The organism is Yersinia hibernica, from assembly GCF_004124235.1.
GTDB classification, from domain to species: domain Bacteria; phylum Pseudomonadota; class Gammaproteobacteria; order Enterobacterales; family Enterobacteriaceae; genus Yersinia; species Yersinia hibernica.
The window spans coordinates 4,615,090-4,627,044 of the sequence record NZ_CP032487.1; the positions used below are offsets into that span (position 1 = coordinate 4,615,090).

Consider the following 11,955-nt stretch of genomic DNA (forward strand, 5'->3'; position numbering starts at 1 on the left):
CCATGGGTAGGGATACTTTTACCTGAAAACAAAAATTATGGGGTAATATTATGAGCATAAAAAATATGTTCACCACACCTGATGGTAAAAACCACGGGTTCACATTCTTCTTACTTACCTGTCTCTTTTTAGTCTTAGGCTTTAGTACCGGGTTAATTGATATTCTTAATAAACATTTTCAAAATACGTTACAAGTGTCTAAGGCTGAATCGGCATTAGTACAATTTGCTAACTACATTGGCTATTTCGTCATGGCGATCCCGGCAGGAATATTAGCTCGGCGCTATGGATATAAAGGCGGAATTTTTATTGGTCTGGCATTAATCGCATTGGGAGCATTCTGGTTTATCTCTGCTGCCAGCATCGGGGAATATTGGGCCTTTCTGGTTGGGTTATTTATTCTGGCTACCGGGCTAACCTGTATTGAGACCATTGCGAACCCTTTTGCTACCGTAATGGGCTCCCCAGAACAAGGTGCTGCACGCCTGAATTTATCACAATCCTGTACTGGTATTGGCTTGATATTTGGCCCACTCATCGGTGGGCATTTTATCTTGTCAGCGACCGGCGATGTGAACACCAGTAATGACGCTTTATTTATTCCGTATATGGGTATTGGTTTGGCTGTTGCGATACTGGCCTTGGTCTTTTTCTTCACGAAAATTCCTGACATCACACCCGAATCAGATATTCCTCAGGAAGGATATACCCAGAACAGCCCTTCTTTATGGCAACGCCCCCATTTTGTATTAGCCATTGTTGCCCAGTTCTTATATGTCGCAGGGCAAACGGGCGTATTTAGCTTCTTTATCAACTATGTTGTCGACCACTCCCCTTTATTTAGCCAGACAGTTGCTGCATTCTTACCGAATAGCTGGAGCTGGCAATCCCCTGAGGGCTGGAAATTTACCGAACGTGGTGCCTCACAGTTATTAGCTTTCGGTGGCTTCGGGTTATTTATGCTTGGCCGATTCACTGGGGGATTATTATTGAGTAAAATTTCGGCGCACAAACTACTGTGGATCTTTGCTGCCATCGACTGTGGCTTGATGCTGATCATTATGTTTGCAGAAGGCTGGTTGGCAGTGACTTCACTGGTGCTTAGCTTCTATTTCATGTCGATTATGTTCCCAACTATCTTTGCTCTGGGTATTTTCGGCTTGGGCGAACAAACCAAAAAAGCCTCTTCCTATATTGTTATGTCAATTGTGGGCGGGGCTGTTATGCCAATGCTAATGGGCAGTATTGCGGATGCCTATTCAATGGCCTTAGGATTTGTTATGCCACTAGCATGCTTTGTTATCATTGGGATGTACGGATTATTCTGGACGAAATTGCATTCACGAAGCATCAACCAAACGAAAACCATGACAGCCCGTTCATTGTAGTCATTATTTTTAGTGGGCTAATGCCACCGGCGGAATTTATTCTTGTCTGGTGGCTGCACTTATATGCAACAACCCGCGGACTGGATCATCAATGACAAAATCTTCGGGATAGCAGCGACCCAAAATGATAAAAGCCCCAACTACACTAGTCAGGGCTTTTAAGGTACTACACATTTAAAATTAAACATTAATCAACTTAATAACGTGATACTTATCTTCGTACTATTTATAAAGATGTACTTGTTTTACAGGAATATTTTCGGTTAGAACTAACTCTGCCCTCCAATATATTAACTAAATGGTAACATTCCCAGTTTATTACATTTAGCCATTCTATTGATAAGATTGACTAAATGAGTACATCACCCTCGCGATATATACTCTTTGTTACGTGGCTTTACTTTCGTCGCGATATTCTCGATCTCATACTGATGTACACAAATCGCGAACATTACTAATAATAACAAAGCCTTAACTCATCGCGTATCGTCCAAAAAATGCGACTGTAAAGATTTACTGCGTGACTTTAAAGCATCATCGTATGAGTTAAATATAAAAAAACTCATGACGAATCTCACATAAAAAAATATTTCGTGACCTTTATCGCATTATTTAAAACTTGCTACATGGACACCGGCTAAATAAAAAACTCGTTACTCATTGCACCGGTGTTAAATTCTAATGTACGTGTTCTGCATGAGATGTCAATACTGTTTTTAAGCACATGTCTTTATTATCAGTATTATTGAATTTTTATAGCAATTTATTGATTTAGATTAAAATAAAACGACCCATAATCAAAGACTCATGTCATCAATAGCATTCGCATATCACCATGCTAACAGTCCAATAAACAGGCATAAGAAAACCAATAATCGTTTGAAATAGGCATTTAACCCCCCTCATTTTATTTAACTCTTTGACCTGACTCATCCACGACCTTTTCGCCATTCTCTTTGGTGAATGCACCTTGTTGTATGTTAGGCAAAATATCGAGCACAGGAGGTGTTTCAAGATATAAAATAATGCTCGGCTCTTCTACACTGTTGCGAATCATCTCCAGCGTATTACGCGAAGTTCCGCAGGCCGGGTTGTGATAAATAGTAATGTTATTCATATTATTGTCTCGTTACAGATTGAAAGAGAGACGTAGCGCTACTGCCATCAATAGATAAAGATCCAATCAGAACTGTGGGCACATTGTTCATAATGGAAGAAAGAAATGCCGTTAGGAAACCCGTGCCCATCGTCGCGACCCACAGGCCTTCATCTGCAAACAAACTTAACACATCAGAAAGATATTCAGTTAACCCGGCATTGTGCAGGTCATAGACCACCAAATACATCCCTAATGAGAAAATGACAATTTGCCAGAGTGCACCAAGTAGCACTTTTCCGGTATTAATTGCATGCCCTTTCCTCGCGACAGCAAATAGAATAAGTGCGCCAACGGCCGCGCCCATTACCCCAGCGGTAAACTTGCAATGCAGCCCATTCGAAAAATCCCGATTCATCCAGTAATAAGCTGATAATAATCACTACAATAAAGGTTGCGGTGGCATTCCAGATAATGTTCCACACAATAGGAATATCAGTAACATGAACTATACCGGAGACTAACGCCAGCGCAGCCCCTAATATTGCGCTCCAGCCAATTCCCAAACCTTTCGGCTGCCAAATAACCAATAAATTGTCAGGATAAATATTGTGCCTGCCAGTAACATAAAACCTCTCTAAACCATGAGTTGCAGTGGCAGACTGAATCTCTCCACTGTTATACCTCACTGCTTTAACAAACTACGTCAGGAGGAAAATCCACCCAATTTTGGTCAATCTCGGTATTACCGCTCCCAGAGCTACAACACATGACAGGTACATATGCACCACAAGCTCTCACATTGACATTTCATATTTGTTTTAACGCATATGTTTGGATAAAATTTTTTTACCGACAAACAGCTTTACTGCTGCCGGAACTGTTGGCCAAGACAAGTTTGCCAGCCACAGCCTTAACTTCATCTTGCTGGCTCAGCCATGCCTGCTCTATAACCTGTGCTGCCCATGCAGGAATATGTGGCGACAGGCGGTAATGAACCCATTTCCCTTGTTTTCGGTCTAACAAGAGACCGCTCTCCCGCAGCATAGCTAAGTGACGCGAAATCTTGGGCTGTGACTCATTAAGCGCCATACAGAGCTCACAAACACAGAGCTCGCCCATCTCTCTGAGCAACAACACGATACCTAGGCGAGTTTCGTCCGATAAGTTTTTAAAAAGTTGTAAGGACGAGATAATCATCATTTCTCCAGTTTGAGTTGCCTGCGGGATACTCCGCATACAGATAAAATCAACAATACATTCGAATAATCATATGTGAAAGAAGATAATCATGACCTTTCCACGATTCGACCTCTGGCCTTAAACTGCTAATAAATGGAGTGTTTCAAACAGAAATACAATTAATTAATTGATATATAAGTAAAATTTTAGAATCACGCATCTGAGATATCCCCCCAGTATATGGTGGAAACCAGTAGCCCGCGGTAGATTCGGACAAACTATAACCTAGGTATTCATTTGATTATAAAGTAATTTATTTTTTGTGAGAGAACATAGCAGACAAGTTTTGGCGGATCACAGGAATACTTAAAACATTATTACACATTGATATATAAGTAAAATCTTAAAGTTGAAGTATGACTCTATACACTTTCCTATACACAATAATTAATACGGTGATATTTTGAACAACTATTAGGGTGAGAACTCAATAGGCATATATTCAAATCAGCCAAGAAAAAAAGATTTATAGAAAAACTGTTCACACTGTTCACTTTTTAATTTAATCATTTAAATACAATGGATTAGGTAGTGATGAGTTAGTGACGAGTTTATCCAAACTGGTCACTTGCTGTGAACAGTCGGCCATTGAATACAAAAACACCGGCCTAGGCCGGTGTGATTATTTTTGAGCTGCCAAGAGTTGTGGGACAGAATTGGGGATAAAAGAAAGGCCTGCAAGCTGGCCCGAGTACACACTGATACATTGCTCCCCGGTGTTGGATGTATGAGGTTTGTACAACGCAACTATAAGTGTCGTAACTGATAGCGTCCAATGGGTTAGGCAGATCAATAACGCCATATTGATCGGTAGAAACGATCGTGATGCTGTTTATTCAATATGCTTCACATTTAGGCAACCAGTCGGCCTCGCAGTCTTCACTTAATATCAGATTGGTTTGCATCCCTTGGTTCGTCTTACGCTTCAACAAGGCTATTTCATATTCGCTCAAGGTTTGTGGCACAGCGCGCCCGAATGCGGTCAGGCTCATTGGCCGTTGGTGGCCGCGCGCCTCCATAAATGACAGATAAGCGTGATACAGGTATTTACGCGGATTAGCTGGGATAATATTGGCATTCCCCATATACAGGCCATTGGGGGTATTAACCGCCAGCAGATAACCACAAAAATCAACCAACGGGTCAGCACCGCGTTTAATCTCCAGCGCTTCATCCGAGTTCTGCTGCGCTTCGAGTAGCGCACGGGCATCATTGGGGGCGGTAAAACGCAGCATCAGGTGGCGCACGATCACCGCCAGCTCACCGGTAATTTTCGCCAGTAATAGCGGGTCACGCTCGTTAGCCGGGATGACTTCCGGGAACGGCAGAATAACCCGGCGACGAGATACGCCGCCGCTGCGGTCACTGAACTGCATCGGGTTGTTATTGACGGCCAGAATCACCGCCGGGATATGGGTGGAATAGGCATCACGGTATTTCGGGTCAATGGCGACAGCATCACCGCCAGTGATGGCTTTAATGCCCGCCCCATCACCGCTCCAGCGCTCTTGGTCTGGCAGGATAATCAGAGAGAACCCCACTACGGAGGCACGTTCCCGCGACGATTCCAGCGTATCGATGGTGGCCGAGGTAGTATTGTCTTTACCGGCCAGCAAGCTGGCGATGGAGGCCATCACGCTTTTACCACTGCCACCCGGCCCGGTCACCTCAAGGAACAGTTGCCAGTCATAGCGGTTCGCCAACACCATATAAAGCGCCGCGAGAATACGCTCCTGTTTCTCGTGTTGTTGCCCGGCGGCCCGCGTTAACCAGCGCCAAAAGTGCGGGGCATGGTCGGACAGATTTTCTCCAGCTTTGGGCGGGGTGTAGTCCACACTGTTCACGGTACGCAACCAGTGCGTTTTCTGGTGTGCGCTGAACTGGCCGGTAGTGGTATCAAATACCCCGTTACGAAAACCTATCAAGTGCCGGGCGGGTGTTCCCATTTGTGGCACCATCAGCTTAAGTGTATCGAGTACGCTGTTTATCCCGGATGCTGAGAACGGGGCGCGGATTTTATGGAACAGAGCGGCAATTTCCCGGCTGAGTACCCGATACGGCAGCACCTGCCACGCCCCGTTTTCATAGCGACACAGGTCTTCACCCACCTGTGGCACGGCCAATAAGTGCTGATAGTGCTCTGCTAATAGTTCAGCCTTTTCACTGGCGCTCATGGCTTTCAGGTCGGCGTCACTGAGCGTATCAAACGGGCTGGGCTGTTGCGGCTGATTGAATGCTTGTAACTGGGTCAGAGTAGCCAGTTTGCCTTGCTGCTGATAAACGTCGTTCCAGTCACTGACAACCGACGGCAACGCCAGCTTACCGCCGCTCAATTGGGCGGCCTCTGTTGCGCGGCTCTGGCCGGTGCCGTTCTCGTCATTATCGGCGGCCAACAATAGCAATGCATCCGGGTAGTGGGTACGCAACTGTTGCGCCAGTGCGGGCAGATTGTTAGCACTGAGCGCGACACACACCGTTTCCCCGGTCAGATGATGTACCGTTAGCCCGGTAGCATAGCCCTCGGTCAGCCAGATAACGGCGTTATCCTGTCCGGCAAAAAAATGACAGGCGGCTTTCACCTGCCCCCCGGCCAGTGTGCGCTTGTCACCGTTGGCGTTAATCAACTGAACATTAACCACTTCACCGGCACTGTCGGTCAGGGGGAATAACAGGTCGCCGGGTTGATAGGTAATACCCCCAACACACAACGGTTTATCGTGTAATGTCAGCGTCTCCAGCTCTGGCCAACCTTTGGCGGTCAGATAGGCATTCCCGGCCTGTGGTTGGGCGACAGTCAGCAACTGTCTGGCCTGTTCTGCGGCCCGCTGCCGTGCTTGCGCTTTCTCCTGCACTTCCTGTCCGGCATTGTGTGCCGGTAATGGCGGGTTCGATGGTTCGCCTAACACCTCGGCCACTTTGCAGGCGGCTTCCTTGGTCGTGACCGCCAGCGCCTTTTCAACCAGATTCAGGCCATCGCCGCCTCCGCATTGGTTACAAAACCATGTGCCACGCCCTTGCAGGTTATCAAAGCGGAAACGGTCTTTACCGCCACACATTGGGCAGGGCTGCGCCCGGCCTCCAGCGGTGATATGAATACCGAGAGCCGGGAGCAATACAGGCCACTGGCCGGTGGCTGCACGTGAGGTTTTTGAAACGTTTAATAGTGTCATTCTCTGTTTCTCCTCAGTGCAGGGTGGTTTGATTGGTTGTGGTTATCTGCGCTTGGCACAGCTCATCCATCATTTTTTGCCCCAATACTGTCAGGCGCGGCGGAGCCAGCAAAATATCCGGCTGTACCATGTCACTGAGCATGGTACAGGCCATATCCATACCGGCCTCTGGCCCGTGCTGGCGCACGAAGTAGCCCTCAATATCCATCGCAATCGCCATTTGCAATTCATCCAACGAGTAACCAAGGCTCACCCCGTGAGACACGCAGGTATCCAGATAGGCATGGGCTAACGCACGGCGATAAACAGCGGTACGGACTTCAACGGGCAGACAGGATTGATTCAGGGTATTCATACGATAGGTGCCTCCATGCGGGATAAGATTTGTGATTCGCAGGTGTTCATTACTTGTCCGAGCTGGTCAGTCAGTAGCGCCACCATTGAGGCGAACGATTCAGGCGACGGTGGGGTAATGCCGTGCAACAGGCTGCTTTGCGTTTCCAGCATATCGAGGAACGTCACACCGACATTGTGTGCATGCTGTAGGCGTAAGAAATCGGCGTGAGGGATGCTGTACTGCGTATCACAGTCATAACGGGCGGCAAGGGTATTCATGCGACCTCCCCCAGTGGCAGGCGGCCAGCAAACGACAGGATGTAGTCACGGGTTAAACGCAGGCGGGCATTCTTCTCACTGCTGGCGATGGTACGCAACATGCAGGGACGTGCCGTTAATTCAGTACGACGAACAGCAGCAAACAGATAGATAAATTGCGGGTGTAACGGGGTGAGGGATGTAGCCATAGTGGCAGCCTCCATTGAGTCATGGTTATTGCTACCACCGAAGTTTCCACGCTTATGGGTGGTAGCCCAGACGGGGGTGGAAATACCGGCCTCAATGAATACCGGCCAGCCCGAAGGCTGCCCCGCCTGAGCCACCATTGCTTGATAGCGACAGCGGTGTAGAAACCACTGCGCAAAAAACTGGTAGGCTAAGGCCACGACATAAAAAAACACGCCAGGCGCGTGTTGTGTCGCCATTGAGTTACACGGGTTTCCACGCCCGGCTGCCGATTTTGCGACAGCACGGCGACTATAACGCAAGGCTTGCAAAAAATGCAAGCCAGAGAAAAGCCCTTTTTGCGGGATGAATGTCATCGGTTTAACAGTCAGTCTGAATATCAGGCTTGGGCTGAGCAGGAGCACGGGAGTAGAAATTGGCCTGTGCTGGCGTACTCGTCGCATTGCCCGACATCACTTGCACCACGCCGTTTAGCTGGCTGCGGTACTTGGGTAAAGCAAGGCCAGGTTGTTGCTGCGCAATCTGGAACGCCTCAGCGATGTATTGCACGTCGCCCTCGTTCAGAGTGAAGAATTGCTCACCGATTTTTAGGGTGATCATGCTGATACCCCCTGACGGTTAGCAATACGCTCTGCCATCCAGCCCTCAATCTCAGAGGCCAGCCATGCGACGTTCTTACCGCCGAGGGAAATCTGTGCGGGGAAGTGGTCGCGGCTAATCAGTTCATAGATAGTCGAGCGGGATAACGCGGTGGTGTTAATCACTTCCGGCAGACGCATAAAGCGGTCACGCGGGTAGTGTGTTGCCATTGGGGGTGGCGTATTGGATAAAGCCTGTTGTGTCATTGCAAGCATGTAAAGCTACCTTGTTGTTGTCCGGCCATATACCGCCGGGTTTGCTGGGATTCAGTTGGGTAGCCCCCTATTGTGAGAATATTTTTACCTGATGCAACAAGCTATTGTTGTGTGATTCAGCAAACTCACCAACCCATGCTCATCCCTGAAATTTGTCACATTTGCCTCTTTTAGCCTTTCTTTGCCTTTCTTTGCCTCTCTTAGTATTTCGTTTGTTTTTTACCCACATTTAATAGGGTTAATTGAAATATATAATATTTTTTAATTCCAAAACGGTATAAAAAATTGGCTAATTATCATTCTGTCTGAATGGTTTTTTAGCTAGCCAGAGAAAAAGCTCTTTTTTGACCGAGTGAACAGTAGTGAACACTTGGTGAATAGTTTCAAGTGAACTGTTCACCCTTTTATTTATTGATTATTAATACTTTTTCCATAAAGTGAAGAGTAGTGAACAGTTTTTATAAAACTATTATTTTTATGGCCCTTTTAGTTTGATTTGAGAGTGTGTTGTATGAGAAATGGCACAACGGGCATTGATTGAGGCGTTGTGTGAGAGCTTGCAAAATGACTCCACCTTGACTGAGACGGAGTTATAACTAGATGAGCCAAACAACCCCACACCCAGTAACACCCGCCCTTGAAAATTTTAAAGCGGCGAAAGCGCAACACCTGAAGAATGAAGAAACCTACGAAGAAATTATTGCGTCCATTGCCCGCAGCCAGCAAAAGCAGCGCGACGCCGAAAACCAGAGCCAACAGGCTGACGGCAGTTGGCGCAAATTGTTTCGCAGTCTGCGCGGTGAAATGACGGATGAGCTGCAAACCGAACATATCCGCCGGATTTCACAGCGGGAGCTGGCACAAGAATTCGGACATCTGATTGAAGAGCTGGAGTTGGATAAAGATTACACGTCACTGCAATTATGTGCTTCTGCAAAACCCTATAAAGACACACATAAAGTAGCGTTGATGGAATATGCGAGGCTGGAAATGTCTGCTGCGATGAAAACTCTGTCACCCGAACTCATCCGGGCAGCGAAAATCATGGTAACTGCGAACGAACTCTACACTGACTCATCACCGGCGAAGGCACTGGGTACACTGACAGCGACTCTTCTTTCATTAGCGGGGCTTTATTCGTTTGATATGGAGAAAGAATCGATATTAGCCGAACTCACACTACAACAACCACAACCGGGTTATGTTGACTCTGCTCTGAGCAATAGTCCGATAAAATGTGCGCGGTTATTTGAAGCAATAAAGGTAAAACGGGAAAAACTAAACCCAGCCGGGGAACAATAATTATGATGCGTTGTCCTGTGTGTAAACATGCGTCTCATACGCGTGCCAGCCGCTATTTATCTGAGCAGACAAAAGAAGCCTATTATCAGTGCCAGAATATAGAATGTTCTTGTACCTTTAAATCGATTGAGAGTGTGGATAAAATAATTACCCGCCCACCGGTTAAAGAGCCAGAAATAATACCTGATGTTATTCTACCAGAACGAAAAATATTAAATCGCTACGGTTCTAACGCACGAATTCATTAATAATCTCACCCCGCCTGTAACCTTTCAAGGCGGGGACTTTTCTCCGACTCTCACCACTTCGCCCTTGCCGTTTAAGGGCTTTTTCTCTGGCTAGCCTGCCAAAATGAGCACTGCATGCATATAGTGCATGAATTTGCATGCAACACCCCAGCATCAAAACAGCTGAAACACCGCGCTACAAGGGCTTGTAGGCTCTCTATGTCATGCATGAAAAGTGCATGATAAAGTCAGAGCGCGTAGGCGGGGGACCATTGCGCGCGGGGCGATTAACATACCCATCATCAATATACATATTCGAACACAACCGTATATAATATTATTTATCACCAATATGAAGTGAATGGATATTGCTGATAGTGCATTTATATCCATCGTAACTTTCGTGCCTATTACAATCTAAACTTATATCACTAGTTTCTTTTTTACCGGGTTTATCTGCAAAAAAAAGTAAAGTCGTTGATATTATCAATACAATAAGAACACCAAAATAAAATAACTTCGCTTTTGTTGTACTATGAACATCTTTTTTCCAAAATATTTGGGTAGGACTTTCCTTTCCTATTCTAGTTGTTAAGCCAATTTCTGGCATTATATCTATAAGACCCTTTTCTATAGAAGCACCATGTTTTACTGCACCAAGAAGCAAAGGGTGATACCAATAAACATCAACAAAGTATATCAAAAACCATATAATGGTTGCGCCAAACGATAAAATAAATGCAACGGGAGCGTTAATGCCATATATACTAAAAAAGTATCCAGAATTAAAACTTACGCCAATAGCGCCAATAAAAGCAGATAGCACTAAGATTCCAAAATTTCTAACTTTCATTTCCAAATCATTAAAATGCTTCTGCGTATCAATAACAGTCTTCCATATATCCACTGTTATCTTCATTCTTTCCATCTCTAAATTTTTTTCGTTGTCACTCTTTTCATCACCAGCCAACATATTATTACCCCTTGAACTTTGTAAACTCAAAAAATCCAATAAGATCAGAAAATTTTTCTGCTATATATGATGGTTTAATAACAGAACAATGTTCTTTGATAGCTCGCTCTCTCTCCACATCAGCCTCGGTCCAATGTGTGACAGCTCTTAATAATTCGTAACCTTCTATATTATCAGAAAAATGCCCTGTCCCATACTTCGCAAAAACATCAGTAACACTAGAAGTCTGCGCCATCGCAATATCTTTCATCTCACTATCACCGATATAAACACATTCATTAACATCAGCTTTAATCGTTTTGATAATATCTAAAAGTATTTCTGGATTTGGTTTTATCTCTCCCACAGGAGTATGCTTGTTAATTGTATGGCTTAATTGATAGTTAGTTTGTTTTTCAACACTCTCAGGTATCTCATGATCTTGTGGTGAGAATAAAACATCAATTACACCATCAAGACCAAGCCTATGAATTCTAAAGTTTGAATAGTATTCCTTTGACTCAGTATATCCAATTACCATAACTCCTTTACCTTTTAATTCAACCAAAGTTTCCATCACTGATGGGTATAACTTTAGATATTTCTTTCTTTCACTTCGATATGCATGAATAGCCTCATTAAATGTACTATTTATAGTATCTCTATCCCCATATTTTTCTCGCAACGCAGGGATTTCCTCTAATAAGAAAGAATACTCAGCAGTACCATGTTTTTGATGAATAGGTTTTATTTGTTCAATAAGAAAATCTTTGGAAAAACCACTTATTTCCACAGTTTTATTCAGCATAGCATTAAAACTATGATACCAAACACTAAACCAATCAAATAAGGTATTATCCAAATCTGTTATTAACACTGTCTTTTTCATAAAAAATACTCTAGAACTTTAAAATAATATAGTA

At 44.9% G+C, this 11,955-nt stretch carries 13 protein-coding genes and 1 pseudogene; 3 read left to right on the top strand and 11 right to left on the bottom strand.

What is annotated here, in order from left to right:
• The first annotated feature begins 50 nt into the window (after positions 1–50).
• Positions 51–1,388: an L-fucose:H+ symporter permease gene (fucP, locus tag D5F51_RS21575; protein WP_129198995.1), complete on the top strand. Its 1,338-nt coding sequence runs from the start codon at positions 51–53 to the stop codon at positions 1,386–1,388.
• A gap of 907 nt (positions 1,389–2,295) precedes the next feature.
• Here fucP and D5F51_RS21580 read toward each other — a convergent pair.
• From D5F51_RS21580 to D5F51_RS21620, 9 genes and pseudogenes are all read right to left on the bottom strand, one after another.
• Complete coding sequence (locus D5F51_RS21580) at positions 2,296–2,505, bottom strand: thioredoxin domain-containing protein (RefSeq protein WP_129198997.1); 210 nt, start codon at positions 2,503–2,505, stop codon at positions 2,296–2,298.
• Positions 2,506–2,524: 19 nt separating this feature from the next.
• Positions 2,525–3,112 (bottom strand): annotated as a pseudogene (locus tag D5F51_RS21585) (ArsB/NhaD family transporter); the annotation flags it as partial.
• 221 nt (positions 3,113–3,333) lie between these two features.
• On the bottom strand, positions 3,334–3,684 hold the full coding sequence (locus D5F51_RS21590) for a transcriptional regulator (protein WP_129199544.1): 351 nt from the start codon (positions 3,682–3,684) through the stop codon (positions 3,334–3,336).
• A gap of 878 nt (positions 3,685–4,562) precedes the next feature.
• A complete protein-coding gene (locus D5F51_RS21595; protein ID WP_129198999.1) occupies positions 4,563–6,896 on the bottom strand; it encodes a primase-helicase zinc-binding domain-containing protein in 2,334 nt (777 codons plus the stop codon).
• Between the two features lie 13 nt (positions 6,897–6,909).
• On the bottom strand, positions 6,910–7,251 hold the full coding sequence (locus D5F51_RS21600) for a DUF5375 family protein (RefSeq protein ID WP_049610015.1): 342 nt from the start codon (positions 7,249–7,251) through the stop codon (positions 6,910–6,912).
• A complete protein-coding gene (locus D5F51_RS21605; protein ID WP_032910557.1) occupies positions 7,248–7,511 on the bottom strand; it encodes a hypothetical protein in 264 nt (87 codons plus the stop codon). Before D5F51_RS21605 ends, D5F51_RS21600 begins: the two co-directional genes overlap by 4 nt.
• On the bottom strand, positions 7,508–8,053 hold the full coding sequence (locus D5F51_RS21610) for a host cell division inhibitor Icd-like protein (protein WP_049610013.1): 546 nt from the start codon (positions 8,051–8,053) through the stop codon (positions 7,508–7,510). Before D5F51_RS21610 ends, D5F51_RS21605 begins: the two co-directional genes overlap by 4 nt.
• 4 nt (positions 8,054–8,057) lie before the next feature.
• A complete protein-coding gene (locus D5F51_RS21615) occupies positions 8,058–8,297 on the bottom strand; it encodes a hypothetical protein (protein WP_227728635.1) in 240 nt (79 codons plus the stop codon).
• Positions 8,294–8,551, bottom strand: a complete 258-nt coding sequence (locus D5F51_RS21620) for a helix-turn-helix transcriptional regulator (RefSeq protein ID WP_025381895.1) — start codon at positions 8,549–8,551, stop codon at positions 8,294–8,296. Before D5F51_RS21620 ends, D5F51_RS21615 begins: the two co-directional genes overlap by 4 nt.
• 600 nt (positions 8,552–9,151) lie before the next feature.
• Between D5F51_RS21620 and D5F51_RS21625 the strand changes: the two genes are divergently transcribed.
• Both D5F51_RS21625 and D5F51_RS21630 read left to right on the top strand, forming a co-directional pair.
• On the top strand, positions 9,152–9,853 hold the full coding sequence (locus tag D5F51_RS21625; protein ID WP_129199001.1) for an aldehyde dehydrogenase: 702 nt from the start codon (positions 9,152–9,154) through the stop codon (positions 9,851–9,853).
• A gap of 2 nt (positions 9,854–9,855) precedes the next feature.
• Entirely contained in the window at positions 9,856–10,101 is a 246-nt protein-coding gene (locus D5F51_RS21630; protein ID WP_057630488.1) for an ogr/Delta-like zinc finger family protein, read from the top strand.
• A gap of 316 nt (positions 10,102–10,417) precedes the next feature.
• Here D5F51_RS21630 and D5F51_RS21635 read toward each other — a convergent pair whose 3' ends face one another.
• Both D5F51_RS21635 and D5F51_RS21640 read right to left on the bottom strand, forming a co-directional pair.
• A complete protein-coding gene (locus D5F51_RS21635) occupies positions 10,418–11,053 on the bottom strand; it encodes a hypothetical protein (protein ID WP_129199003.1) in 636 nt (211 codons plus the stop codon).
• A gap of 4 nt (positions 11,054–11,057) precedes the next feature.
• Positions 11,058–11,921, bottom strand: coding sequence for an HAD family hydrolase (locus D5F51_RS21640; RefSeq protein ID WP_129199005.1), 864 nt, complete (start codon positions 11,919–11,921; stop codon positions 11,058–11,060).
• Between the last annotated feature and the right edge of the window lie 34 nt (positions 11,922–11,955).